Origin of the sequence: Streptococcus sp. F0442 (assembly GCF_000314795.2) — a bacterium.
In the GTDB taxonomy this organism is placed as follows: domain Bacteria; phylum Bacillota; class Bacilli; order Lactobacillales; family Streptococcaceae; genus Streptococcus.
This window is the reverse complement of the sequence record NZ_KB373314.1, coordinates 59551-83982: the sequence shown is the minus strand read 5'-3', so window position 1 is coordinate 83982 and position 24432 is coordinate 59551. Positions and strand designations below refer to the sequence as shown.

Annotated in this window: 29 protein-coding genes; all 29 read right to left on the bottom strand. The window is 38.8% G+C overall.

Annotation, left to right across the window (positions count from 1 at the left end; translation table 11 throughout):
- Window positions 1-20 precede the first annotated feature (20 nt).
- The 29 genes from HMPREF9186_RS00460 to HMPREF9186_RS00320 all read right to left on the bottom strand — a co-directional run bounded on the left by HMPREF9186_RS00460 (window position 21) and on the right by HMPREF9186_RS00320 (window position 24427).
- On the bottom strand, window positions 21-1079 hold the full coding sequence (locus HMPREF9186_RS00460) for a cobalt-precorrin 5A hydrolase (RefSeq protein WP_009730872.1): 1059 nt from the start codon (window positions 1077-1079) through the stop codon (window positions 21-23).
- Window positions 1069-1842, bottom strand: coding sequence for a cobalt-precorrin-4 methyltransferase (locus tag HMPREF9186_RS00455; protein ID WP_009730871.1), 774 nt, complete (start codon window positions 1840-1842; stop codon window positions 1069-1071). The genes HMPREF9186_RS00460 and HMPREF9186_RS00455 overlap by 11 nt, the downstream gene beginning before the upstream one ends.
- Window positions 1843-1846: 4 nt before the next feature.
- A complete protein-coding gene (locus tag HMPREF9186_RS00450; RefSeq protein ID WP_009730870.1) occupies window positions 1847-2410 on the bottom strand; it encodes a decarboxylating cobalt-precorrin-6B (C(15))-methyltransferase in 564 nt (187 codons plus the stop codon).
- The gene (locus tag HMPREF9186_RS00445; protein ID WP_037613823.1) at window positions 2388-3014 is read right to left on the bottom strand and encodes a cobalt-precorrin-7 (C(5))-methyltransferase; all 627 of its coding nucleotides are present in this window, start codon (window positions 3012-3014) and stop codon (window positions 2388-2390) included. Before HMPREF9186_RS00445 ends, HMPREF9186_RS00450 begins: the two co-directional genes overlap by 23 nt.
- A complete protein-coding gene (cbiD, locus tag HMPREF9186_RS00440) occupies window positions 3005-4129 on the bottom strand; it encodes a cobalt-precorrin-5B (C(1))-methyltransferase CbiD (RefSeq protein ID WP_009730868.1) in 1125 nt (374 codons plus the stop codon). The genes HMPREF9186_RS00445 and cbiD overlap by 10 nt, the downstream gene beginning before the upstream one ends.
- 22 nt (window positions 4130-4151) lie before the next feature.
- Window positions 4152-4829 (bottom strand): cobalt-precorrin-8 methylmutase, encoded by a 678-nt coding sequence (locus HMPREF9186_RS00435; protein ID WP_009730867.1) that lies wholly within the window; start codon window positions 4827-4829, stop codon window positions 4152-4154.
- Window positions 4830-4836: 7 nt separating this feature from the next.
- Window positions 4837-5529 carry a cobalt-precorrin-8 methylmutase gene (locus HMPREF9186_RS00430; RefSeq protein ID WP_009730866.1) on the bottom strand — a complete coding sequence of 231 codons (693 nt, stop codon included), beginning with the start codon at window positions 5527-5529 and terminating at the stop codon, window positions 4837-4839.
- A gap of 13 nt (window positions 5530-5542) precedes the next feature.
- The gene (cbiB, locus tag HMPREF9186_RS00425; RefSeq protein ID WP_009730865.1) at window positions 5543-6490 is read right to left on the bottom strand and encodes an adenosylcobinamide-phosphate synthase CbiB; all 948 of its coding nucleotides are present in this window, start codon (window positions 6488-6490) and stop codon (window positions 5543-5545) included.
- Window positions 6487-7848, bottom strand: a complete 1362-nt coding sequence (locus tag HMPREF9186_RS00420; RefSeq protein WP_037613821.1) for a cobyrinate a,c-diamide synthase — start codon at window positions 7846-7848, stop codon at window positions 6487-6489. Before HMPREF9186_RS00420 ends, cbiB begins: the two co-directional genes overlap by 4 nt.
- A gap of 234 nt (window positions 7849-8082) precedes the next feature.
- Window positions 8083-8529 carry a cupin domain-containing protein gene (locus tag HMPREF9186_RS00415; RefSeq protein ID WP_003006908.1) on the bottom strand — a complete coding sequence of 149 codons (447 nt, stop codon included), beginning with the start codon at window positions 8527-8529 and terminating at the stop codon, window positions 8083-8085.
- 16 nt (window positions 8530-8545) lie between these two features.
- A complete protein-coding gene (locus HMPREF9186_RS00410) occupies window positions 8546-9640 on the bottom strand; it encodes an ethanolamine utilization protein EutH (RefSeq protein ID WP_009730863.1) in 1095 nt (364 codons plus the stop codon).
- A 16-nt stretch (window positions 9641-9656) separates the two neighbouring features.
- The gene (locus tag HMPREF9186_RS00405) at window positions 9657-9935 is read right to left on the bottom strand and encodes a EutN/CcmL family microcompartment protein (RefSeq protein ID WP_009730862.1); all 279 of its coding nucleotides are present in this window, start codon (window positions 9933-9935) and stop codon (window positions 9657-9659) included.
- A gap of 11 nt (window positions 9936-9946) precedes the next feature.
- Window positions 9947-10588 (bottom strand): ethanolamine utilization protein, encoded by a 642-nt coding sequence (locus HMPREF9186_RS00400; protein ID WP_009730861.1) that lies wholly within the window; start codon window positions 10586-10588, stop codon window positions 9947-9949.
- 26 nt (window positions 10589-10614) lie between these two features.
- Window positions 10615-11241, bottom strand: coding sequence for an ethanolamine utilization phosphate acetyltransferase EutD (eutD, locus tag HMPREF9186_RS00395; protein WP_006597204.1), 627 nt, complete (start codon window positions 11239-11241; stop codon window positions 10615-10617).
- Between the two features lie 16 nt (window positions 11242-11257).
- Window positions 11258-11899: a hypothetical protein gene (locus tag HMPREF9186_RS00390; protein ID WP_009730860.1), complete on the bottom strand. Its 642-nt coding sequence runs from the start codon at window positions 11897-11899 to the stop codon at window positions 11258-11260.
- Window positions 11900-12066: 167 nt separating this feature from the next.
- On the bottom strand, window positions 12067-12348 hold the full coding sequence (locus HMPREF9186_RS00385; RefSeq protein WP_006596190.1) for a BMC domain-containing protein: 282 nt from the start codon (window positions 12346-12348) through the stop codon (window positions 12067-12069).
- A gap of 33 nt (window positions 12349-12381) precedes the next feature.
- A complete protein-coding gene (locus HMPREF9186_RS00380; RefSeq protein ID WP_009730859.1) occupies window positions 12382-12669 on the bottom strand; it encodes a BMC domain-containing protein in 288 nt (95 codons plus the stop codon).
- Between the two features lie 31 nt (window positions 12670-12700).
- The gene (locus HMPREF9186_RS00375; protein ID WP_009730858.1) at window positions 12701-14176 is read right to left on the bottom strand and encodes an acetaldehyde dehydrogenase (acetylating); all 1476 of its coding nucleotides are present in this window, start codon (window positions 14174-14176) and stop codon (window positions 12701-12703) included.
- Window positions 14177-14187: 11 nt separating this feature from the next.
- Complete coding sequence (locus tag HMPREF9186_RS00370; RefSeq protein WP_009730857.1) at window positions 14188-14820, bottom strand: BMC domain-containing protein; 633 nt, start codon at window positions 14818-14820, stop codon at window positions 14188-14190.
- Between the two features lie 14 nt (window positions 14821-14834).
- A complete protein-coding gene (gene eutL / locus HMPREF9186_RS00365; protein ID WP_009730856.1) occupies window positions 14835-15488 on the bottom strand; it encodes an ethanolamine utilization microcompartment protein EutL in 654 nt (217 codons plus the stop codon).
- Window positions 15489-15504: 16 nt separating this feature from the next.
- Complete coding sequence (gene eutC / locus HMPREF9186_RS00360) at window positions 15505-16428, bottom strand: ethanolamine ammonia-lyase subunit EutC (protein ID WP_009730855.1); 924 nt, start codon at window positions 16426-16428, stop codon at window positions 15505-15507.
- A 16-nt stretch (window positions 16429-16444) separates the two neighbouring features.
- Window positions 16445-17815 (bottom strand): ethanolamine ammonia-lyase subunit EutB, encoded by a 1371-nt coding sequence (locus HMPREF9186_RS00355; protein ID WP_009730854.1) that lies wholly within the window; start codon window positions 17813-17815, stop codon window positions 16445-16447.
- A 26-nt stretch (window positions 17816-17841) separates the two neighbouring features.
- Window positions 17842-19272 carry an ethanolamine ammonia-lyase reactivating factor EutA gene (gene eutA / locus HMPREF9186_RS00350; RefSeq protein WP_009730853.1) on the bottom strand — a complete coding sequence of 477 codons (1431 nt, stop codon included), beginning with the start codon at window positions 19270-19272 and terminating at the stop codon, window positions 17842-17844.
- A gap of 105 nt (window positions 19273-19377) precedes the next feature.
- Entirely contained in the window at window positions 19378-20814 is a 1437-nt protein-coding gene (locus tag HMPREF9186_RS00345; RefSeq protein ID WP_009730852.1) for a sensor histidine kinase, read from the bottom strand.
- Entirely contained in the window at window positions 20801-21379 is a 579-nt protein-coding gene (locus HMPREF9186_RS00340; RefSeq protein WP_009730851.1) for an ANTAR domain-containing response regulator, read from the bottom strand. Before HMPREF9186_RS00340 ends, HMPREF9186_RS00345 begins: the two co-directional genes overlap by 14 nt.
- A gap of 22 nt (window positions 21380-21401) precedes the next feature.
- Window positions 21402-21746, bottom strand: a complete 345-nt coding sequence (locus HMPREF9186_RS00335) for a BMC domain-containing protein (protein ID WP_006596180.1) — start codon at window positions 21744-21746, stop codon at window positions 21402-21404.
- A 128-nt stretch (window positions 21747-21874) separates the two neighbouring features.
- Window positions 21875-23068, bottom strand: coding sequence for an acetate/propionate family kinase (locus HMPREF9186_RS00330; RefSeq protein WP_009730850.1), 1194 nt, complete (start codon window positions 23066-23068; stop codon window positions 21875-21877).
- Between the two features lie 142 nt (window positions 23069-23210).
- Entirely contained in the window at window positions 23211-23924 is a 714-nt protein-coding gene (locus tag HMPREF9186_RS00325; protein ID WP_006596178.1) for an MIP/aquaporin family protein, read from the bottom strand.
- A 17-nt stretch (window positions 23925-23941) separates the two neighbouring features.
- Entirely contained in the window at window positions 23942-24427 is a 486-nt protein-coding gene (locus HMPREF9186_RS00320; protein ID WP_009730849.1) for a GlcG/HbpS family heme-binding protein, read from the bottom strand.
- Window positions 24428-24432 lie beyond the last annotated feature (5 nt).

The following is a 24432-nucleotide window of genomic DNA, read 5'->3' as shown; positions in this document are numbered from 1 at the left end:
TTGCTCCTTAAATTTAATATTTAATAATTGTTACCTAATTTACCAAGTGCAAATGTCGCACCATTTTGTGCAAACCGTTTGGTCAGCACATTTCCTTTACTTGCAAGGTCCGCGCTAGCAAGCGCCACACTTCCAACCCCAACAGTCTTCTTAACAAATTCCGATTGCGGATATTTATCCGCCACCACTAGCAGTTCCTCCTTAGAGTAGGTTTGGAAAGGACAGTCAAGGTGTTGGGCTAATTCTAGTATCGCCTGTTCATTTTTTTTGACATCAATACTAGCAATTTTTGCGATTTCCGAACCGGAGATTCCCTCTAGTTCACAAAAGGCACGAAAAGATTCCATAAATGTGGAAGGTGGAAGATCCTTCTTTGCTCCAACTCCTAAAACATAGGGTTTTGGATGAATCAGGGCTACCACTTCTTCGTCAACCTCAACTGCTTGAGAGGTCAACCAAATAAATGGGCTCTTAGAAGCAAGGACTTCCTGAATCTGATTTTCTTCAATCACTGTTAGACCTCTCAGGTCAGACACCCAAGGCTTTTCTTGATAAAAATAGACACAGTCCTTATTTGCTAGATAAGAATTAAATACTTTCACTAAGTGGCGCAATTCTTCCCGCCACCCATTTACTTCTTTCGCAATATTATCCAAGGCTACAACATTTTGTGTATCTGTTGCAGTCGTGATCACTGGATTTGAATCTAATAATTCAGCAATTTTAAGTGTAACCTGATTGGCCCCACCCAAGTGACCACTCAATAAACTAATCACATGATTGGCTTTTTCATCCATCACGATTACAGCAGGATCTGTTGTTTTGTCTTTAATAACGGGAGCAATGCCTCTGACAACCGCACCAATCGCCATGATACAAATCAAGACATCCACTTCTTGGAATACCGTCCGAAGTCCTTCAATGACACGTCCTTCAATCGGTACCGTTCGAGAGTCAGCGATTTTCACAGTGGTATAGACCGGACAATCAATCCCAAGTTTTTCCTTGAGCTCTAATCCGAGATTTTTTGCGTTGTTAGTAACCGCCACAATGGCGTAACGAGGGGAATCATTTAGCATGCGAACTCAATCCTTTACGGAATTCATGGTGGAAATCTTTGTGATAGAGCTTAGAGTAGTAAAATTCTTCACCCAAGAAATCTCCAACTAAAATCAAGGCAGTTTTTCTAATTTTAGCTTCTTTGACCTTCTCAGTAATGGTCTCCAATGTCCCAAAGACCTTGCGTTCATCTGGCCAAGTTGCCTTATAGATTACTGCGACAGGTGTTTCTATTGGATAGCCACCCTCAACCAATTCAGCCACCACTTTTTCAATCCCCTGTACAGATAAGAAAATGGCCATAGAAGTTCTGTGCTGAGCATAGCTTCGAAGGGATTCTCGTTCAGGAACAGGGGTCCGTCCGGCCATGCGAGTGATAATCACACTTTGAGAGACTTCAGGGACCGTATATTCTGTTCCAATACTTGAGGCAGCTCCTAGGAAAGAGCTCACCCCAGGAATACAGTCAAACTCAATTCCTCTCTTCTTCATCTCTTCTGTTTGCTCACGAATAGAACCATAGATAGAGAAATCACCTGTTTGTAAGCGAACGACGTCTTTTCCAGCTTTCACTGCTTCTTCCATGACATCGATAATTTCCATCAAATGCATAGACGCGCTATCATGAATCTCCGCACCTTTTTTACAATATTGAAGAAGATCAGGATTCACGAGAGAGCCCGCATAAATGACCACATCCGCTTTGGATAATTTTCGATAACCTTTTAGGGTAATGAGCTCCACATCACCAGGTCCTGCGCCTACAAAATGTACAATTGACATACCTTTATTTCCTTTCTGGTTTCACAGCTGAAACAATAATGGTAGGGTTTTGCTGTTTGAAATAATGCCCTTTTCCTAGGGCAGACCATCTGCTCGCTTGAATGGATACAACATCTAAGTCTTGCCATTCCATCTCTTCAGCAAGTTGAATCGCTTCCATAGCATTTTCCAAGAGGATAAAGTTTAACACAAAGCGCCCTCCCGGAACTAACAGATGTTCACACCACTCAAAGATTTCTGCCATGTTGCCACCGGTTCCACCGACAAATATCGCATCGAATTGACCTTCTAGCTCAACAGGAGCTTTGCCTTTTATCAGAGTAATATTCTGACAGCCAAAGTAGTCAATATTCTCCTGTGTCAAGGCAACAGCATCTTCATTTTGTTCAATTGCAACGACTTCCAAATTTGGAAAGGAAACAGCTGCTTGAATCGTTACACTGCCCGTACCAGAGCCAACATCCAACATTCTCTTTGCCTTGTGTAAGTCCAATTTATCAATACTGATAGCCCTGACTTCTTCTTTTGTCATTGGGACCTTTGCTCTAATAAATGCCGAATCCTTCATTTAGTATCACCACCACATTCATTTCATATTGACGATCAATCACTTGGTCCTCTGCTAAAATTTCAATTTTTTCATCTTCATAGCTAAGATTTTCACCAATGATTAAGACTTTTTTCAATCCCCGTTTCATCACTTCTTGCGCTATTTCATAGGGACCAATTTTCTTATCCGTCACCATAAATACCTTGGGTAGAGAAAGCAAGAAATCAAAATCAGGAATTTTTGCATGGCTACTTGTTAAGTAGGCATCATTCATAGGGAGAAAGACTTTGCTCGCGAGATACTGGAAGGAAGAAATCCCAGGCTGAACCACCACGCGCCCTTTAAATTTCTCAGACAACCATTTTCCCAAACCATAGATCAGGGGATCGCCCGATGCTAGATAAAGAATGGTTGCATCTTCTGGATAAGACTCGATTAATTGAGCCAACTCCGCAAGTTTCTTTGGAGGTACAACCCCTTTTTCTTGATAGGCAGCTGGAAGGATTTCTAAATGTCGCTCACTTCCAAGAATATAGTCTGCCTTCTGATAGATCTCTTCACTTCCCAAAAGTCCATAGGAAGGGGCTCCTGGCCCTATTCCAATTACATAGATCACGTCCATTCCTCCGCTATTTCTTCTAATGTTTGGGTTGAGGCTAGGTACCCAGCTTCTGTCCCAAAGGTTACTACATCAATGCTGACTTCCGGCTTCCGATTCCGCAGCAACCGCTCCGAACGGAATTTCATCTTGTCCACCAGCACTTGATAAACTTCTTCGTAGTGATACTCCTCAATTAAAGTTCCAGCCGCATCTGTTGTAATACACTGATCGACTTTCTCAAGAAGTTCAACTGGAGCCCCTAGCAAGGCTAGATTAGCCATAATGATTTCCATTCGCGCATCTGAGTCTTTACTGTGAGTTGAGAAAATCCCACCAGCGACCTTGACAAATTTACCCATGTGACCAACCATCAGGACGCGAGTAAAGCCAATCCGCTGGACTTCTTTAAGGACATGCCCAACAAAGTTACTCATGTTCACAATTCGATGAGGTGGAATCCCCAGCACATTGGTCGCAAAGTCCTCACCATAATTTCCGGGAGCTAACACAACAGACCGATAGCCTTGATTGTATAACATGGTTAATTCAATCGTAATAGAGGCTTTCCAACTCTCTTCCGACATAGGATTGACAATTCCTGTCGTCCCCAAAATGGAGATCCCTCCTACAATTCCTAAGCGTGAATTATAGGTCAACTTGGCTGTTTCTTCCCCACCCGGTACCGAAATAATAATTTTCGCTCCGCAGTTTGGACCCAGTAATTGTCGGGCTGTTTTTTCAATCATAGCCCGAGGAGTTGGGTTGATTGCGGCCATTCCAACATCGCATTTCAGCCCTTTTTGTGTGACGCGACCAACACCTTCTCCTCCATCGATCTCAATGTCATTTGAATCTGGTAAGAGAGTCACTGTCGAATAAATCAGGAGTCCGTGCGTCGCATCTGCATCATCACCACCATCTTTTTCGACAGCGGCACTAGCAGTCAGTTCACCAAAAGAAGGATTTTTGATATCCATTGTTACTTCGACTCCATTCGCCGTAGAAACTGTAACTTTTTCTTCGATATCTTGATTGAGAATCATGCTAATCGCTGCGGCTGTAGCAGCTGTCGCACAAGTTCCAGTAGTGAACCCTTTTCTTAGTTTTTTTCCATTGACATATGCGTAATCATCCATATAGTTCCATTTCCTTCACGACTTAATTATTTGGGACTACGAAGCGTTGGTAATCATCCATTTCTTGTTTGTACTGGTACAGAATGGCATTGACCACTGCTGCTGCAATCGTACTTCCACCCTTACTTCCCAATGCAACAATAGAAGGAATTGGACTATCATGAAGCTTCTGTTTTGATTCAGCTGCACCGACAAAGCCAACCGGAACACCAATAACAGCATCAGGGACTAGTGTTCCTTCTTCTACCATATCCAAGACTTTAAAGATAGAAGTTGGAGCGTTTCCGAAGACAAACAATTTAGGACCCAATTCATTGGCCGCATGTTCTACCGCTGCCATAGAACGAGTGATCCCTTTTGCCTTAGCTTCTTCAAAGATTGCTGGTTCATTGACCAAACATCTGTAGGCCACCCCTAGTTCATCCAAGATTCTTTTATTAAATCCACCTAGAACCATGGTCGTATCTGTAAAAATGGTTCCCTTATTTTTGATAACATCTAGAATATGGTCGATAGCATCATTTGAAAATTTGATATTGTAGAGGTAATCGAAATCTGCACTCGCAAAAACAACTCGTTTCCAAACTGCTTCATGAAATGGATTATCAAAAACAATATCTGGATGTTCCTGATCAATGATTTCTTGAATCTTTTTAAAGCTAGCTTCTTCAATCTGATTTGATACTTTTATATAACTCATGAATACCTTATCCTTTTTTATCATTTAAAGCTGTTGAATAACGAACATAGTCTTCTGTTACGATCGTTTGCATTTGATAGATAATCGCATTAATAATAGCCACGACAAGGGTGCTTCCCCCTTTACGTCCTTCATTGACCATGACAGGCAAGTCAGTCGCTAATAAAGCTTCCTTAGACTCTAAGACATTGATAAATCCAACGGGCACACCGATAATCGCGTCTACCTCAACTTTTTTCTCTTTGATCAAATCAAGGAGATGGAACAAAGCAGTCGGAGCACCACCAAAAGCAAATACTTTAGGTCCTTCGATCTCTGTTGCTTTTTCAATAGCAGCCATTGCTCGAGTAATGTTTTTTTCCTTAGCAAGTTGGATGACATCTTCATCATTAATCAAGCAACGGTAGGAAACACCCATTTGGTCCAACACCCGTTTATTGATCCCATTTAAGGAAATGCTAGAATCCACAATGATGGTCCCTTTATTTTGAATCACATCAACGATTCGTTCATTAACATGATTGATAAATTTCATGGTATAGAGATAGTCAAAATCACCCGTGGTATGAATGGCGCGTTTAATAATCGCCTCTTCCATGTCTTCATGGAATTCATAGCCAGGATGATCCTGGTCGATCACCGATTGAATGATCTGAAAACTTTTTTCCTCAATGGAGGACGGGTTTTTAATATAGGACATACATACTCCTCTTTTAATAAATTACAAAAACAAAATAAATTATTGACAAAACGAAAGTTGAAACCGTCGTTGTCATATAAAGCATAGAAATAGAGGTTAAAATATCCTCTGCTTCTACATTTCTCATTGAGTCTCCAATGGTTGGTTTTGAAATCAACTCGCCATGATAAACATGAGCCCCCCCTAATTGAATTCCTAAGGCTCCTGCAACAACCGATTCAGGGAAAGCACTATTCGGACTCGCATGTTGGTAGCGATCTCTCCAGCCGATCTTAATGGCATTTCTGAAATCCAATTGCAAAATCCGAGCACTTGCCAACATAAAGAACCAGGTGAAACGAGCAGGGATGAGATTGACTAAATCATCCATTTTAGCTGAAACAAATCCAATCTTACGATATTTAGCTGTTTTATAGCCTACCATTGAATCTAGCGTATTAATAGCCTTGTAGCCCATTGCTAGAACTGGACCACCAAGAAATAGGCAGAATAAGGGACCGATTACGCCATCACTAGCATTTTCTGCTACCGTTTCAATGGTCGCATTACAAATTTCAGGAATGGAAAGTTGATCTGTTTCTCTCCCAACAATCATGCCAACCTGATATCTAGCCTTTTCAATGGAGCCAAACTGAATAGCTTTGTAGACCTTAAGAGCTTCAAAAGCAAGAGAACGAGTCGCCAAACAAGTGTAAGCTAGATAAATCCAAATCCCCCAATAGAGAATAGGGTGCAACTGACTTGCGCCCCACAAAATGCCATAAGTAAGGGAAACAGTTAAGGCGACAGTGGAGAACCACAGAAAGATTCCAAACAGAAAAGGAAATTTTGTTTTTAGGTTCTCTAGTTTCAAACAAGCATAAATAAAATTTCCAATCAGCTTGACCGGGTGGGGCCAAGAATAAGGATCTCCGATTAACCAATCCAGAAGAAGAGCGATAAAAATTGCAATAACTATCATTTCTTAGACTCCAAGATATAATCAATCCAACTCATAAGGAGTTGTTCCTTTTGATAAAAATGAACATGGAGGTAACTTGCAAAAGTTTTCCCTTTCTGGTAGCCCCCTGTCCAATTGGAAACTACTTCTCCATCTCTTTCTTTTCTGAGTTCTAAAACTGTTTTTTCAGAAGTATTGAAGATGGAATGATGGAACTCATGACCTCGAACTTCCGTACCAGACGGACCAAATAAAGATTCTTCATTGGTAGTTGCAAAACAGTAACCAAACCGTTTTAGGCCATTGGTCATCACACTCGTGCCATCAAATATTCCAACCATTTCATAGGATTGATCTTCCATCTCAAGAGTTTTCCCAAGATACATCAAGCCTCCACATTCAGCATAGATGGGAATTCCTTTTTGATGAGCGTCTAGAACGGACTCTCTAAAGGAGCGATTGTCAGACAATTCTTTTGCAAACAACTCCGGATATCCCCCACCAAAATAATAGGCATCAGCTTCCGGTAACCGTTCATCTTTTAAGGGACTAAATGGAATGAGCTCAACATTAGCACTTCTTAACAAATCCAGATTGTCTTCGTAATAAAAATGAAAGGCGTCATCCAGTGCATAAGCAATGGTTAACGGGGTAGAATTCTCAAGTTTGAATGGAGAAGAAAGTTCAATTGACTCTCTATCAACCTTCTCCAATAGACGCTCAAACTGAATGGTTTTTTTAGCCTGCTCTCCAAGAATAGAAAACTTTTCTTCTAGATCATCCATCTCCACATCCGGAATCAATCCCAAATGCCTAGAAGGCAGTTCAACTTGAACATTCTTTGGAAAATAACCCAGGACTTCTATATCAGTGTAGCGCTCAATCGCCCCCTTAATCAGCTGATAATGGGTTTCCGAAGCCACACGATTGACAATGACACCAACAATATTTACCGCTGGATCAAATGAAGAAAAGCCATGGACAATTGCTGCCGCTGAAGTCGAGGTTGATTTCCCATCAATAATTAAAACAACAGGTAGATTCAGCTGTTTAGCAACAGATGAAGAAGAGGCACAATCTTTATCTGTTCCTAATCCATCATAGAGTCCCATCACGCCTTCTACCACTGCGACATCGGAATTTTGATGCCAACGATAATAAGACCACTTCAAATAATCTGTATCGGGAATTAAAAAATTATCTAGATTACGAGATGAGTTCTTCGTAATACGACTATGGTAAGAAGTATCAATATAATCAGGACCAATTTTATACGGCTGAACATTGTAACCCATATCTGTTAAAGCTCTTAATACAGCTAGTGTTACGGTAGTTTTTCCAACACCACTAGATACACCAGCTAACATAAACTGCTTCATCCTAAAAACCCCTATTTCTTGAAAAAATAGAGCTACAAAAAATACACTATTTTTTGTAGCTCCGTTGCTTTATTAAATTACTTAGCACCTCGTTGTGCTCTACTTCATTCTTAAACACTAAAGATGTCTTTATTTTAATATAAATTATAGTTTTTGTCAATGAAAAAAAAATGAAAACGCAATCAAAAAGAGCACGTATCGTGCTCCTTATAAATTATTCGATATGAAAGTTCTTTATCCTTGCCAATCTGCTGGATAAGTTACATAAATGAAGCGTGCCTTATCCTTAACAGAGAATTGAATATCGCTTCCCTTTGGAATAAAGATGATTTCACCTGGACCGGCACTCATCACTTCATCACCAGAGATAACATCCAAACGACCTTCGATCACGTAATCAACTTCATCATAGTCTAAATGCCAAGGGAATGTTGTCTTATCCATTGTCATCAAACCTAAGCCAAGTCGAGGACTTTCTTCAAGAGTCAAAAGATCACGTGTATAGACTTGATGTTCAGGATTTCCTGTGTCCAAACGATCTTCAGGACGAACATCTAAGCTAGGTAGTGAAATAGAGGCTACACCAGCTTTACTAACACGTTTAGCAGAACCTTTACCTGCCAATTCTTCTAGAAGAATTTTGCGAACTAAAGATTCAATATCTGTACGATTATAATCCATTTACCAATACCTCCGATTAGGCTTCTTTCTTAGTCAAGAAGTAGGCAAGTAATACGGCAGTAACCCCACCAACAAACTTACCAATCATCATTGGAACAATCATCTTAGGAGCTTGTCCAGCTGTAAATCCTAAGTGGTCCCCGATAACGAATGAAGCAGATACAGCAAAGGCAATATTCAAGATCTTACCACGTTTGTCCATATCTTTTAACATTTGGAACATAGCAATGTTGTTTGCCAAAGAAGCAACCAAACCAGCAGCTCCTACTTCGTTCATTCCCAATGATTTACCAATTGCTGAAAGCGGTTTGTTGGCTACTTTGGTAAAGACAGCCACTAAACCAAAAGCACCAGCCAAGGTTACCGCGATTGAACCAACAACAACAAACGCTTCTTGAAGAGTTTCTGCACCTTTTGGATAAAGTTCAAGCAACCATTTATTACCAGTCAAGAGTTGAGCTGCACCGAATGCCAAACCTAAAGTTGCGATCACAACAATGATTTGACCAAAGATTTCAAAACCTTTGATCATGCCATTTGGAATAAGAAGCAATCCTAGGAAAATAAGGGCAGATACAATGACAATAGGGATCAAGTTGATTAACAAAGTACCAAATGACAAACCTGGAACAAGCAATCCGCCAACAAAACATCCGACAGGAACAGTTACCAAACCGTACAAAATACCACGAGCCAAGAAAGGACGATCTGATTTTTCGATAATACCTAAGGCAACAGGGATCGTGAACACGATCGTTGGTCCCATCATAGAACCTAAAACGTAGGCAGCAAAATCACCAACAGCTTTATCTTGTGCTAAGCTCAAGGCTAAAGGTGCTCCTCCCATATCATTCGCGATAAATGTTGTTGCAAAAATCGAAGGATCCGCACCAACCAAACCATAAAGAGGAACAATGATAGGTTTTAATAAATCAGCTAACAATGGAGCTACAACCATAATCCCAGCCATAGAAAGCGCTAGCGCTCCCATAGCCATAATTCCTTCTTCAAACTGCTCACTAAGGCCCAATTTCCCGCCGATACATTTATCAATTGCACCAACAAGCATAAAGAGAACCATAATGTAAATGATAATTTCATTTATACTCATAAATTCTTCCCTACTTTCAATAATCATCCAGTTGATATTCAACTTTATCTATGATCCCAACAATGACCATATCTACTGGAACATCCTGTCTATTCAAACTCACCCGAGCTGAACTTCCTGTAGTAACCATTACTTGATCACCTTCACCAGCACCAATACAGTCCGCAGCAATCACTAAAGCAGGATCTGTTTGATGGTCATTCAGTTGTCGCTCGACCACTAAAAACTTTAATCCATTAAGTTTTTCATCTTTTCTTGTAGCCCACAGACTCCCCTTCACTTTCCCAACAAACATCTCGATGCTCCTTATTCTTCAATATTAATATTGTGACGTTTTAAATAATCTTTTGCAAGCGCTGTCACAATCATTCCTTTTTTAAGACGAATGCTATCATTATCAGATAGATTCATTTCAATTAATTTTTTTTCAGTTAGCAAGCCAACCTTCTCAACAGTTTTAGGTGTTGAGCTGTTTGTTGTCACATCTTGGACAGGCTTATTGTTTTCTCCACCAGTACTTTCTTCAAGGATAGATACCAATTCTTCTTTTTTATAGAATTGAACACCATATCTGATCAGTTTTTCGTACTGTTCTTGAAGATCTTGGAACAATAGTGCTTTAGAGGTCTGTTTATATTGATGGAAATCAAATGATTCATTTAAAACCAAAACTTTCTTTCCTTTTAAGAGACTCTTAATCACTACTGCCTCATCTGCTGTAAGTGGACACAATGAAGCGATCCGAAGCATTGCATCAAAACCAATTGATTCTACTAGAATGATGTCAGCACTACTTGAATTTTTTACAACTTGATAGCCTTCTCTATCCAAGATATCCGGAGTATCAAATCCTCCAATAACAAATACTGAAGACTTGTATGATTCAACCTGTAATTTATCCATTAAACGGTCTGTGATCAAATCTACGATTTTATCTAGATTTTCCATTTTTGACCTACCTCCAACAAGCACTACTAGTCTTTAATAATACGACCACGGATTCCTTTGCTAAAACCACAAGCATTGGCTTCATCGTAATCAATATGCATATAAGTTGCAAATTTTGGGCTAACACGAATCACAACATCATCAAAAATTAAAGGTCTTGCCCCTTCAACTTTAACTTTTACAATATCATGATTTTTCACACCAATTTTTTCTGCATCTTCAGGTGTCATATGAACATGGCGTTTTGCTACAATCAACCCTTTATCCAAAGAAACTGATTTATCTCCATTTACCAATACAATACCTGGAGTACCTTCAATATCACCGCTCTCACGAATAGGAGCTTTTACCCCTAATTGTAAGCAGTCTGTAAGTGATACCTCTACTTGAGACTCTTTTCTAACAGGTCCCAAAATAACGACATTATGAAAAGCTCCTTTTGGACCCACTACAGTCAAACGTTCTTTTGAAGCATACTGACCAGGTTGAGATAAATCTTTCGCCTTGGTCAATTCATAACCAGTTCCGAACAAAGCATCTAATTCTTTGCGACTTAAATGCACATGTCGACCACTAGCTTCTACTTCAAAGGAGCTGTCTAGTTCATTTTGAATCCTATCAATAACTTTATCAATTAAATTTTCAAATGACATTGTTATTCTCCACATTCTATTCTAAAATAAGCCACACTAAAACTTCAATTGATTTCAATAATGTGATTAGTTTATCCGCATAAACATCTTGATTGTTAGACGATACTAAGGTCAATTCCTTTCGGATATTGACAATTTCAAGATATAACTCATAGCAAGAAAGTTTCCAATCCTCACATTTGTAATCAACTCTTACACTTCCTTGATCCAACTGTTTAATGACTCGAATTGACTGTAAATCTTCATTTGTCCCAAAATTTGGGTTATAAAATGAGATATCCTCTTCAATATAACAGCCGACCATCTTTTCTACTATTTGTAGTAGATTTCCCAATTGATCAACTTTTTCATCTAAATAAGCAAGATGGAGTTCTTTTTGGCATCTTAGAAAATATGTATATAGTTTCGTTAGCTTGAAAAGTAGTGGATACACAGCAGACTCTTCTAGAGACGAAACAGTCATATGAAATGGTTTACTAATCTCTGTTTGAGTTTTATTCGGCGAATCAGAATAAGCTACTTGAATATGGCGATCATGCAAGAAACCTCTTGCAGCTGGAGTCAATTTGTCCTCACTAGAAAGTTTTAGAACATTTTGCTCACTGACCTGACCATTTTTGATGAGCTTCCTAATTCGTGATTCAGTATAAACTGTCATGCATTCACATCCTTCTACCACAAATTAAACACAGGGATACAACGAGGTTGAGATGTAACTTCCCAACCTCGCTCAGCTATTAACATGAATGAATATTCTTTACATCAAAATGCTTATTCCTATCAAAACATTAATTGCTGATTACCTGCATGAGAAATTTTGAAAATCTACTCTTTATGAGGTAGGATTACTTCTACTTCTGAATGTGGACGTGGGATGACATGTACAGAAATCAATTCACCTACATTTTCAGCTGCTGCTGCACCTGCATCTGTTGCAGCTTTAACAGCACCTACGTCACCACGAACCATTACAGTTACCAAACCAGCTCCGACTTGTTGTTTACCAATCAATGTAACGTTTGCTGCTTTTACCATAGCATCTGCTGCTTCGATAGCACCTACTAAACCTTTTGTTTCAACCATTCCTAATGCATTTGCGTTTGACATATTCTTTTCCTCCTATTATTGACTTAAACTTAATTATTCAGCTGATGGATGTGGTAAAATTACTTCTACTTCTGAATGTGGACGTGGGATGACATGAACTGAAACCAATTCACCTACGTTTTCAGCTGCTGCTGCACCTGCATCTGTTGCAGCTTTAACAGCACCTACGTCACCACGAACCATTACAGTTACCAAACCAGCTCCGACTTGTTGTTTACCAATCAATGTAACGTTCGCTGCTTTTACCATAGCATCTGCTGCTTCGATAGCACCTACTAAACCTTTTGTTTCAACCATACCTAATGCATTTGCGTTTGCCATTTTAATTTCCTCCAATTATGAAATAAGTAAATTATTTAGTTAATTTTGATAACACACGTTGAACAAGTAGATCGACCAATTGTTCCTCATCAACTTGTTTTTCAACTTCACAGTCAAGACACTCTTGATTTTCAGTCTTTCTCAAATCTTCTAATTCTGCTGTACCATATGCAACACGGCGAATATTAATCAGATTCAATGGGCTGACATTATCAGAAGTAGCACTTCCACCGACAGCTCCACAACCTAAGGTAAAGGCTGGGAACAAGCCTGTTGTAGCACCAACTCCTCCAAGTGCTGCAGGAGTGTTGACCAAAAGTCTTGAAACAGGTTTTCTTAAAGCAAATTCACGAACGATGTTTTCATTTTGTGTATGGATTGCTAAAGTATGACCTGCTCCTTCATGGTGAAGAATACGAATACTCAATTCACAGGCTTCTTCCCATGTTTTAACAGTGTAGAAACCTAGAACTGGAGCGAGTTTTTCCATTGAGTAAGGATATTGTTTACCAACACCTTCTCCATCAGCAATCAAGACACGCGCATCATCAGGAACAGAGATTCCAGCTAGTTTTGCAATGACTTGAGGAGTCTTACCTACCATTTTTGGATTCATTGCTCCACTTGGTAAAATGATGAAGTTTCCTAATTTCTTAGCATCTTCTTTTGGTACGAAGTAAGCACCTTGACGTTTGAACTCTTCGACAACCTTTTCTTTCATTTCTTCTTCGACAATGATTGATTGTTCTGAAGCACAGATCACACCATTATCGAATGTTTTTGAATCAAGAATTTGACGAACAGCTTTAGGAACATCTGCAGTTTTTTCAATAAATGCTGGTCCATTACCAGGTCCAACACCAATTGCAGGAGTTCCTGAAGAATAGGCAGCTTTTACCATCGCATTCCCACCAGTTGCTAAAATCAGATTTGTATCCTTGTGTTTCATCAACTCATTAGTTGCTTCAATAGAAACACGTTGAATCACACTGACAGCACCTTCTGGGCACCCAGCTGAAACTGCTGCCTTTTTAATAATTTCAACCGTTTCATTAATAGATTTTGCAGCATGTGGGTGTGGAGAGAAGACAATACTGTTTCCACCTTTTAATGCGATAAGCGCTTTGTACATAACTGTTGAAGTTGGATTGGTTGAAGGAATTAACCCAGCAACGACACCAACTGGAACACCTACTTCAATAACTTTATTTTCTTTATCTTCACGCAAAATACCAACTGTGCGCATATCCTTGATTTCTTCAAGGATGCCTTTTGAAGCAAGGGCATTCTTAAGAACTTTATCTTGCCACTTACCAAATCCAGTTTCTTCTGCGGCCATTTTGGCTAAACGTTCTCTTTGATCATAACAAGCTTTAGCTACAACTTTTACAATGGTATCGATTTGTTCTTGACTCATCAATGCTAGTTTTTGTTGAGCAACTTTAGCTCGTTGAATCAAATGGCGAACTTCCTGAATAGATAAAAGATCTTTATCTTCAATATACATTCAACTTTCTCCTATGATTTCAATTTCAGTAAAGCTTGAATAAGTAGTTGTTTGTTCGCAAATTTAATATCTTTCTTAGACAGATCGACTTTATCTTCCCGATAAGCAATACTTCTTAATTCAACAACTTTGAATTTTTTTAATTCTTCCTCAGAATATTTCGGCTGTCCTTCTGTTGGAATTTCCTCTTCAACCACAATATCAGAAACAATATCGGAAACAATTTCTTCAACGCTAGTTTCTTCAACTTCTGACACTAAAGGTTCTGGAATTACCTCAGTTATTTCTAATGAATCAAGATCATTTGATTCACTCTCTTCAACAGATGAGGTAGTTTCAACTTTTGACACTTCTTTACTCTCTTCCTTACGAATTGGAATGAGGATTGAATCTGTTTGTGAGTCTAGTCGTGCAATCACATGACTATGAAGATAGTAAGGTTGATCCTGTGCAATCTCAACTGCAGCTTCTACAGCTGATCTTACTGCACTAACGTCGCCTACTAACTGAACTGTGTTCAAACCTGACTTAACAGTTTCTACATTTAATAGTGAGACATTTGCAGCTTTCAAAGCAGCATCTGCTACAACAATTGCTCCAAGAAAACCTCGCACTTCAATTAATCCAAGTGCCTTTTCTACCATGAGCATACCTCATCTTAATAATTCTGTGGATTGTCTGCAATACTAATAACAGTTCGTGCAAATGCATCACACGCAGCACGACAAGCAGATTGAGATCCAGTCAATAAACCACCGGCAAAGTTTGTTTCACTTGGTGGACCATAGAATGCTCCAACCGTCACATCAGCAGCTTTCAAAGCAGCATCCAAACCGACCATAGCTTCAGCAGGAGGGGCAATCAAGTAAGCAATCGCTGTTCCTTCTTGTGCGTTAGCACCTTCTGACAAATAAGTACCCGCTCTTGAAATACAATGAGCAAAATATGGGATACTATCATCATCATTTGCGCTATAGAAGCTAGCTCCGTTTTCAATTTCATAAACCACAACATCCAAGCCACTACGAACTTCTTCTGGGTTTGGTCCTGCAAGGATACCGATAACTTCACCAGCTAGTTTAGTTGAGGCATTTCCAGCTCCAGCATACATACTGCGAGCGTAAACAACTTCAACATCGGCTGCCTTTGTTGCTTCATCCAAAGCAACATAGGTTACATCATCGCAGTCAGAGGTAACAATACCCAAACTTCTGTGATGTGGTTTCAATTCCAATGATGCTGCTAACCCTGCATCTACATTAGAAATCAATAATGCACTTAATACGTTAGCGCCAAGTCTATCATTTCTCAAAATCTAAACCCCATTTCTATTTTAATTCTACACCTGACTTCTTATTATCAAGAATCTTCTTAATAATTTCAGCCACGTAGGCACCAGCTTCAACCGCTGGAGTTCCACCTTTATGGATATTTGATACTACTGTACGACGAGATTCTGGCATACCAACTGTAGGTTTATAAGCCATGTAAGCACTCATAGATTCAGCTGTTACCAAACCAGGACGTTCACCTACAAGCATACAGATAACTTCAGCACCTGTAAGTTCAGCAATTTGGTCCATTGCTGCAACACGAGCATGTTTGATGAAAAGAACTTCATTAAACTCAAGACCAAACATTTTCAAACCTTGTTTCAAAGCTGGCAAGAAATCTTTTACGTTTGCTTCAATGGCCGATGAACTCAATCCATCCCCAACAACGATCTGTACTTTTGGATTTGATTTGCAAGATTCTTTAATAATTTTTTGTTGATCTTCCGGGAATACACGACCATAGTCTGGACGAGTTAAGTATTCATCTTTAGTTGCCGCTTTGGTTTGAACAGGAATGAATCCCATTTCTTTAACAAAATCATCTGATACATAAGAGAATACTGCATCTTGTGCTGCCGCATGGTCAGCACGGAAACGAAGAACTGTTTCAGTCTTGTAACGGTTACCAGCTCTCCACAATCCCAAACGAGCTGGTGTGAATTTTTTAATCTTACGATAAGCTTCTTCGTTAATGGCATTCGGAATTAAAAATTGTTCCTGAATATCCACTTCTGTGATATCTGGAATAATTCCATCCTCAATGTGGCTTTCTTCTTTATCAGGTTGAACACGATTACTCACAGGAGCCTTCAAATCAGAGTTAACTGTTTGCACCTCTTTTTCAGGTTCTGTTATAGCCTTCGTATCTAATTCACTTAACAAAGAACGAATCATTTCTTTTAAATCTTGTTCATTCACTGTCAGTACCTCCTCACTAATTTTGTCTCATAAAGATAGATCCATCTCCACCAATTTCAGTAAGATGTCCATCTTTCATCAATCCCATGTTTTCCATCCATTCTTCAAATTCTTTGATTGGACGTTTGTTCAAGAGATCACGCATTGTTGCAGTTTCGTGGTAACCAGTAGTTTGGTAGTTCAACATGATATCATCTCCATGAGGAATTGCCATGATGTAGTTAACGTTTGCTGCACCAAGTAGAACCAATAGATTTTCAGCATCATTTTGATCGGCTTTCATGTGGTTCGTGTAACAGATATCACAACCCATAGAAATACCAGTCAGTTTACCCATGAAGTGGTCTTCCAAACCTGCACGAATAACTTGTTTTGAATCGTACAAATATTCAGGTCCGATGAATCCAACTACAGTATTTACCAAGAATGGATCAAAGCGTTTTGCAAAACCATAACAACGTGCTTCCATTGTTACCTGGTCAGCACCATGGTGAGCATCTGAAGACAATTCAGAACCTTGACCAGTTTCAAAGTACATCACGTTTGGACCAGCTGAAGTACCAACTTTTTGAGCCGTATCTTTAGCTTCTTGAATCACTTTCGCATCAAAACCAAAGGCTTCATTTCCTTTTTCAGAACCTGCGATAGATTGGAAGACCAATCCTGTTGGAGCGCCTTGGTTCATTGCTTCAATTTGAGTTGTAACGTGAGCTAGTACACAGTGTTGTGTAGGGATCTTGTACTCTTCGATAAAGTCGTTAAATTTATGAAGAATGCGTTTTGTACTTTCTACAGAGTCATCAACTGGGTTCAACCCTAGAAGAGCATCCCCACATCCATAAGCAAAACCTTCCATTGTAGAAGCCATGATGCCATCCGGATCATCTGTAGTGTGGTTTGGTTGCAAACGAGATGAGAAGGTTCCAGGCATACCAATAGTTGTATTAGCGCGTTTAGTGATGATGATCTTATTCGCTGCGACAATCAAGTCAAGGTTGGTCATCAACTTAGCAACCGCTGCGACCATTTCTGAAGTCAAGCCACGAGATAGCCATTGAATGTCTACATTTTGGTGTTTGTTATCCAAAATCCACTCACGGAGTTCAGAAACTGTCCAGTTCTTAATTTTTTCATAAGTTCGAAGGTTTACATCATCGATAATAATGCGTGTTACTTCGTCTTCTTCGTATGGTACAACTGGGTTGTTAAACAAATCGGAAAGTTTTAATTGTGATAAAACCACCTTAGCTGCCACACGTTCTTCAGAAGATTCAGCAGCTACGCCCGCAAGTTGGTCACCCGACTTGTATTCATTGGCTTTAGCTAGAACTTCTTTTACTGATTTGAATTCATAGACTCTTCCAAATAATTTTGTCTTTAAAATCATTTAAAGTCTCCTCCTTTAATAATTTCCTAATTAAAAACTAACGTTTTAACGACGACCGGTAAAACCGATCCCTCTATCACTGGATTACCAATGTCTATATAGTCTCCATTTTGAACATCAACGGAATCTATACATACGAAAGGATAATCCTTCGGCAAGATAGCAAATAAACATTGTCCCAAAACTTTAGCCATATCTTCTCTCACGACCACCAGTAAGGGAATATTTTTTCGAATCGTTTCACCCATTCCTTGGACGATGGCTGTAGCATATTCTTGTACTCTTACAAAACTTGGACTTTTTTCTCCATTAAGTGCTAAAGCAACCTGTTGGACCTCATTTTCCAAAGTGAACCACTCTAATTTATCACGAATGATTTTGGTTAATTTTTCGCAACTTTCTAGTTCATCGTCCTTGGCTAATTTCAAAACAGGAATGTTTCGAATCGGTAATGTTTTGGAAATATAAGTAATGGTACTTCCACTAACTTCTGTTGTATGGCTACCAGCCCCCACAACTGTTGCCCGAATCGTTTCAGCCGATTCAATGACTTTCTTTTGTTCGAAAATTTTTGATTGACGAATGGCGCGTCCAAGTATGATACCAATGTCCCCATATGCGAAATCATTCGCTACAGCTTCTTCAGTAATAGCATCTGCTACTCCACCAGAAAATGAAACACAATTAATTTCATAATCTAGCCTCAAACCATGATTGGTTTGTAAGAATTCATAATATGGAGCATCAACATCTAGGCCAACAGCCTTTTCTAATACACGGACCATGATTTGAATGAGTTTATTTAACTCATCTTTATTGACAATATCATTTAAGAACAATCTTAAATTTTCTTGTTTAATAATTTCTTGTAATTTTGGTGCAATGTATTGGATTTTATAGGTCGTTGGATCAATTTTGATCAAGCGTCCACCAATATCTAGACACCCAGTATCTATGACGTCCCCTTCGCGAAATGCTGCGAAGTTTGAAGTTCCACCTCCAATATCAATATTTACTACTGACGTATGGTGTTCCTGAGAATATTGATGAGCACAGGCACCCTTGCCCGCGATAATACTCTCAAGATCTGGTCCAGCAGTAGCAACTACGAAATCACCTGCGTAACCACTCAAGGCTTGTAAAACCTGACTAGCATTTTCCTTTCTAGCCGTTTCACCGGTAATGATCACAGCGCCCATTTGAATATTTTGCTTTTCAATTCCTGCTTTTTTATATTCTTGAATAACAAAGTCTTTTATCTTATCAACTTCTATCAAAGATTGATGTGAGATGGGTGTAAAAATAATTTCACTCTTATAAAGGACTTTTTTATCCGTTATATAAACTCGCGGTATTGTAAATACTGAAGCAATATTTTCAATGGTAAGTTCAGATAGGACTAGTTGAGTCGTTGCAGTTCCTAGGTCTAACCCAACACTCAAAATTTTATCCGACATAGGAAACCTCCAAAAAAGACGCCTAAAGAATGCACTGAAACATCGTTTCTGCATTCTTTAAGCGTCATTGCTTTTCGACTGACTTCATTGTTAGTCTTTTATTATTTACACTTTAAAAATTATCTTAACTTGTGTTCCCTCATGATTTGAAGTTGTCACAAGTCTTCCGGATAATTTGCTATCTACAAATCGTTGAACAAGGATTAAACCAAGATGCTCTTGGCCCACGGTTTCGACATTGTAACCGCTACCATTATCAATTACTTGTATACGTATTATATCATCATTTTTCGTCATTTGCAAACGAATACATTGATTTTTTTTATTTTTTTGATATTTTTTATTGGAAAAAGCATGCTCATAAGCATTTTGTAATAATTCATTAATAACCAGCGCTAATGATGATGCTCTATTATGATCTAGATAGATTTGATCACATAATTCCAATTTTAATTGAATATCAGGTCTTTCTGCAAAACAGCGTTGAAGATTCGATGAAACAATTTCAATTAGGGACTTCAGATCGATTTGCTCATGTTCTTGACTAGAAAGAAGCTCATAGGTAGCAGCAATCGAGAAAATCCGGTTAATACAATCTTCGAAAGCAACCTTTGTACCCGATTCTTTAACCTGTGCTCCTTGCAATCGCAATAAAGAAATAATGGTTTGCAGATGATTTTTAACACGGTGATTAATTTCTCGAGACGCTATCACACTCTCTTGAATCTCTTTGTCTTTTTCTTTAAGGTCACTGATATCCCTTATGGTAAGAACAGTTTGTTGATTGCGAGCATTGGGGTAACACTTGACTTGAAAATAGTGCTTCCCATACTTAACGGTTTTATTACTATCTGAAAAATGATCTTCTACTAATTCAGAAAAGATGGTTCCATCCAAGGAAAGATTATCATAATGCATTCCTTGAACACTATCCAAGTAGCCCAACTTCGTTCGATATAAAAGAACAGCAGACTGATTGCAATGGAGTAGAAATCCTCCCTGATCAAACACTAATACTGCATCTTCTACATAATCCAGTAAGGAAACTTCGTCTTCTCGACTTGATTCTGAAGGAGCTTGAAAAATGTAAGAATTGTCACCTTTAGAAGGCTTGAGAGAGAAGCTAGACGAAAAGCTATTTGAAAAATCACTTTCAACAATTAAAGTAGCAATGACTTTTTCTCCTCTAGTAATCGGAAAAACAGTCTGTTCAATTGCAACTCCTTCTTGCGATTGTCCACGGAGTCCAACAGAAGGAACCCCTGTCTGGAGAGTTCGTAGCACCCCTGGTTCGTTTTCCAAAAATGCTGATTGCCCTACCACTGTCTTTTCATATAAGCTTTCCTTTGTATGAGGCTTTCTATGGAAAACGACAATTGCATGGTCAGAATAAATATTTTTGACATCAATGAAGACGTCCTTATCCATAAACTCTTTGCTAGATAAAACCGCCTCTGATTGCCGAATCAAGTAATCAATATCCGCCTCATTTAAATCCGTTTTATCTTCACAAAATTTCTTTATTTGATTATTGTGCTTCATTATTTAATAACAGCAATTTTGCAATTTCAATCATTGGAACGCGTTTTTGCATACTAATGGTCCGAATCTGTTTAAAAGCTTCAGGTTCTGAAAGATTATCTCTTGTCATCAAGAGCCCTTTTGCCTTTTCTAAGAGAATTCGATCGTCGAGCTTTTTACTAATTTTGATTAATTCCTTTGAAAGTAATTGCTGTTGCCGCCCTTTCTCTATACAAACTGCTATTGTAGGAATTAACGATTTTGCATCCAACGGTTTTACTAAATAGGCACTAGCACCCGTTAAACTCGCTTTTTGAACATAATGGTCATCGCTAAATGCAGAGAGAATAATCACCCCGTACGCCAATCCATCATCTAGTATTTTTTTCCCCGCGGATAATCCGTCCAGTAATGGTAATTTAATATCCATAATGACTAGATCGAAAAAGTGTTTTTGGCAAAGTTCGATAGCTTCAAAACCATCACTTGCTTCTGCAGCCACTTCATAATCTGACTGTTCTAAAATTTGTTTGATATCTAAGCGAATAATTGGATCATCATCACAAATTAGTATTCTGCCCTTCATGAAATCCTTCCCTCGTTTGAAATTATGTTCTTGTTACAATGGTACTTGAAAAGCCTAGTATTTCCTCTAAGCCATTTAGAACTGCATGGAGTGAAGCATCTACTGATGCAACATCTCCAGTCATGACAACCGATCCACTAAAGCGATCGACAAAACCAATCTGTACTCCCGCTGCTTTCGTAGCAATATCCACAGCAATAATAGCTGCCTCACTTGGAGTGATGGTTAATATTCCAATAGCATCTTGAAAATCAGTCTGTAACCCCAATTTTTCAAAAATTACTGGATCAGGACTCGCAATCAAATGAGCTAATGTGACTTGTTTCCCAGGAACATATTCCTGAATCATTCTTTGTTTTTCTGACATATATTACCACCTCTGGATTGGTTTTACAATAAATATAGTTCCAAATAATATGATTATACTATAATTGGTATCCGCTTTCAACTCTAAATTTTCACAATCTTTGTTTCAAACGTCTATCTGTCTTTTAGCTATACGCTTAAACGATAAGTTTCTCTAGCAATCATCAATTCTTCATTCGTTTGAACGACAAGGATCTTACAATTGGAATTGGAATCTTGGATATACAAACTGCCATTTTCATTTAGCTCTTTGTTCACAGACATTCCGAACACCTGTAATTTATCAACGATCAAGGAACGGATTAGGGCTGCATTCTCTCCAATTCCTCCAGTAAATACTAAGGCATCAAGTCCATCAAGATCTACTATATAGGATGCGATCGTATGGGCCACACGATTCACAAACATCTCAATAGCTAATGCTGCTTTTTGATTCCCTTCCGTCGCAGCTTGAATCAAATCACGCATATCATTGCTCATTTCAGAAATTCCAAGGAGACCTGAAGCTTCATTCAGTAGTTTCTTGACTTCATGGATTGGCATCTGCTGTCTTTCAACCAAGTAAGGGATGATCATTGGGTCAATACTTCCACATCGCGACCCCATCATTAATCCATCAATAGGGGTGAAGCCCATACTCGTATTTACTGACTGCTGCTCTTTGATCGCACAAATACTGGCACCATTTCCTAAATGACAACTAATGATTTTAACATTTTCCTTAGCATGCTCTTCTTGCTGAAAGATCTTTTCTACCGTTTCTGCAATATAGGCGTGGCTGATACCATGAAAACCATATTTTCGAACATGAAACTTTTCGTACAAACTATAAGGCAAGGGATAAAGGTAGTGAACCGGGTCCATGGTCTGATGGAAAGAAGTGTCAAAAACAGCGACATTTTTGATGCTAGGAAAATGAGTTTTAAATGACTTGATAACAGAAAGACTGACCGGATTATGACTCGGTGCCAAATCTCCTAAATCTGAAATGATCTCCTCATTTTTTTCATCTATCAATACAGATCCTTTAAAACTCTCTCCACCATGGGCAACCCGATGACCAACTCCAACAATCTCTTCTATTGAATGAATTTCTCCACTCTCTACAAGAGTCCCTAGCAAAACTTGAACTGCAAATTCATGGCTAGGTATACAAACACTTTTTTGAACTTGGTTTCTTTTGGTTTGATACTTTACTTTACCATCTTTAAAACCGATACGATCAAAGATCCCTTTAGCTATAACTGCTTCACTTGGCATTTCTAGTAACTGAAATTTCAAAGATGAGCTTCCTGCATTGATTGCTAATATTTTATCCGACATTTTTTCACCTTCTAAATAAAGAAGTAGGACAGACCTCATTTCAATAGCTTCTGTCCTACAATCTATTATGTACAACTTTTTAAACAATCATGCTTGTTCTCATCAAGTTGTATATTTTTCTGCTTTTTTGCGTATTCCACGATTACATGATATTGACAAGTAGGACTGCTAAAATCGCTCCAATAGTAGGACCTACGATTGGAATCCAGGCATAAGACCAATTTGCATCCCCTTTATTTGGAATCGGTAAAATAGCATACGCTAAGCGAGGACCGAAATCACGGGCTGGATTGAGGGCAAATCCTGTAGTTGAACCCAAAGATAGACCCACTGCCATGATTAATAAACCAACTAGAACAGGTGTTAATCCAGGTGTTATTTCACCGTGAGTAATCATCAGCAAAGCAAAGATAAAGAAGAAAGTCGCAATAATTTCACTGAGTAAATTATAGAAAGGATTTGGAATCGCTGGACCCGTTGCAAAAATGCCCACTGAATTTCCTTCTTCTTGACTTGTTTCCTTAAAGTGTGTATGGTACATCACTGTTATAATCGCAGCACCAACGAAAGCTCCTGCTACTTGCGCAATGATGTAACCAAACACTTGATCCCAAGGGAATGATCCGCCAATCGCAAATGCAATGGTAACTGATGGATTTAAATGACCACCTGAATTATAAAATCCTGCCGTATAAACGCCTAGAGTAACTGCTAAGCCCCAAGCAAAGACTGCTGTGAACCAGCTAGGAGCAAAATTTTTAGCGATTGCCTTGTTCAAATTGAGAGATGCTCCAAGACCATTACCAAAGACTATCAGGACCATTGTCCCTAAGAATTCACCTAAATATTTTTCCATTATGATACCTCTACTTATTATCTATCGATGGCATATAACGCAATTTCTTGGTCTTGTATAGAATTTCCACCACTGACTCCAATGGACCCCAGTAGATGTTCTCCCTCAAAAATTGGAACCCCACCAGAAAGACTGACAATTTTATTGTCCAACATCATTTCCAATTGATATAACCATTGTCCCGGTTGAGTTAATGGTTTTAAATCTTTTGATTCCATTTTCATTCCTACAGCAGTATATGCTTTTTTATAAGCCATCTCATCGCTAACTAATAACGCATGTTCCATTCTATAAGTCATGATGACGCGAGCACTTGAATCAAGAACTGTAATGACCACATCAACTTGTAAGTCTTTTGCTTTTTTCACTGCTCTTTGTACAATATCCCACGCCTTTTGATAGAGTGGATTGGAATAATTCGAATGATTTGATTCAACAGGATAACGATTCAAAATTTCTTTAAGGATCTTTAAAGTCATTTTTTCAATTTTATCCTCATTCATCGTCA

Excerpts from the sequence above, each read along its gene's own strand:
- HMPREF9186_RS00460 (WP_009730872.1), bottom strand. The coding sequence starts at position 1,079 with ATGCTAAATGATTCCCCTCGTTACGCCATTGTGGCGGTTACTAACAAC.
- HMPREF9186_RS00455 (WP_009730871.1), bottom strand. The coding sequence starts at position 1,842 with ATGTCAATTGTACATTTTGTAGGCGCAGGACCTGGTGATGTGGAGCTC.
- HMPREF9186_RS00450 (WP_009730870.1), bottom strand. The coding sequence starts at position 2,410 with ATGAAGGATTCGGCATTTATTAGAGCAAAGGTCCCAATGACAAAAGAA.
- HMPREF9186_RS00445 (WP_037613823.1), bottom strand. The coding sequence starts at position 3,014 with ATGGACGTGATCTATGTAATTGGAATAGGGCCAGGAGCCCCTTCCTAT.
- cbiD (WP_009730868.1), bottom strand. The coding sequence starts at position 4,129 with ATGGATGATTACGCATATGTCAATGGAAAAAAACTAAGAAAAGGGTTC.
- HMPREF9186_RS00435 (WP_009730867.1), bottom strand. The coding sequence starts at position 4,829 with ATGAGTTATATAAAAGTATCAAATCAGATTGAAGAAGCTAGCTTTAAA.
- HMPREF9186_RS00430 (WP_009730866.1), bottom strand. The coding sequence starts at position 5,529 with ATGTCCTATATTAAAAACCCGTCCTCCATTGAGGAAAAAAGTTTTCAG.
- cbiB (WP_009730865.1), bottom strand. The coding sequence starts at position 6,490 with ATGATAGTTATTGCAATTTTTATCGCTCTTCTTCTGGATTGGTTAATC.
- HMPREF9186_RS00420 (WP_037613821.1), bottom strand. The coding sequence starts at position 7,848 with ATGAAGCAGTTTATGTTAGCTGGTGTATCTAGTGGTGTTGGAAAAACT.
- HMPREF9186_RS00415 (WP_003006908.1), bottom strand. The coding sequence starts at position 8,529 with ATGGATTATAATCGTACAGATATTGAATCTTTAGTTCGCAAAATTCTT.
- HMPREF9186_RS00410 (WP_009730863.1), bottom strand. The coding sequence starts at position 9,640 with ATGAGTATAAATGAAATTATCATTTACATTATGGTTCTCTTTATGCTT.
- HMPREF9186_RS00405 (WP_009730862.1), bottom strand. The coding sequence starts at position 9,935 with ATGTTTGTTGGGAAAGTGAAGGGGAGTCTGTGGGCTACAAGAAAAGAT.
- HMPREF9186_RS00400 (WP_009730861.1), bottom strand. The coding sequence starts at position 10,588 with ATGGAAAATCTAGATAAAATCGTAGATTTGATCACAGACCGTTTAATG.
- eutD (WP_006597204.1), bottom strand. The coding sequence starts at position 11,241 with ATGTCATTTGAAAATTTAATTGATAAAGTTATTGATAGGATTCAAAAT.
- HMPREF9186_RS00390 (WP_009730860.1), bottom strand. The coding sequence starts at position 11,899 with ATGACAGTTTATACTGAATCACGAATTAGGAAGCTCATCAAAAATGGT.
- HMPREF9186_RS00385 (WP_006596190.1), bottom strand. The coding sequence starts at position 12,348 with ATGTCAAACGCAAATGCATTAGGAATGGTTGAAACAAAAGGTTTAGTA.
- HMPREF9186_RS00380 (WP_009730859.1), bottom strand. The coding sequence starts at position 12,669 with ATGGCAAACGCAAATGCATTAGGTATGGTTGAAACAAAAGGTTTAGTA.
- HMPREF9186_RS00375 (WP_009730858.1), bottom strand. The coding sequence starts at position 14,176 with ATGTATATTGAAGATAAAGATCTTTTATCTATTCAGGAAGTTCGCCAT.
- HMPREF9186_RS00370 (WP_009730857.1), bottom strand. The coding sequence starts at position 14,820 with ATGGTAGAAAAGGCACTTGGATTAATTGAAGTGCGAGGTTTTCTTGGA.
- HMPREF9186_RS00355 (WP_009730854.1), bottom strand. The coding sequence starts at position 17,815 with ATGATTTTAAAGACAAAATTATTTGGAAGAGTCTATGAATTCAAATCA.
- eutA (WP_009730853.1), bottom strand. The coding sequence starts at position 19,272 with ATGTCGGATAAAATTTTGAGTGTTGGGTTAGACCTAGGAACTGCAACG.
- HMPREF9186_RS00345 (WP_009730852.1), bottom strand. The coding sequence starts at position 20,814 with ATGAAGCACAATAATCAAATAAAGAAATTTTGTGAAGATAAAACGGAT.
- HMPREF9186_RS00340 (WP_009730851.1), bottom strand. The coding sequence starts at position 21,379 with ATGAAGGGCAGAATACTAATTTGTGATGATGATCCAATTATTCGCTTA.
- HMPREF9186_RS00335 (WP_006596180.1), bottom strand. The coding sequence starts at position 21,746 with ATGTCAGAAAAACAAAGAATGATTCAGGAATATGTTCCTGGGAAACAA.
- HMPREF9186_RS00330 (WP_009730850.1), bottom strand. The coding sequence starts at position 23,068 with ATGTCGGATAAAATATTAGCAATCAATGCAGGAAGCTCATCTTTGAAA.
- HMPREF9186_RS00325 (WP_006596178.1), bottom strand. The coding sequence starts at position 23,924 with ATGGAAAAATATTTAGGTGAATTCTTAGGGACAATGGTCCTGATAGTC.
- HMPREF9186_RS00320 (WP_009730849.1), bottom strand. The coding sequence starts at position 24,427 with ATGAATGAGGATAAAATTGAAAAAATGACTTTAAAGATCCTTAAAGAA.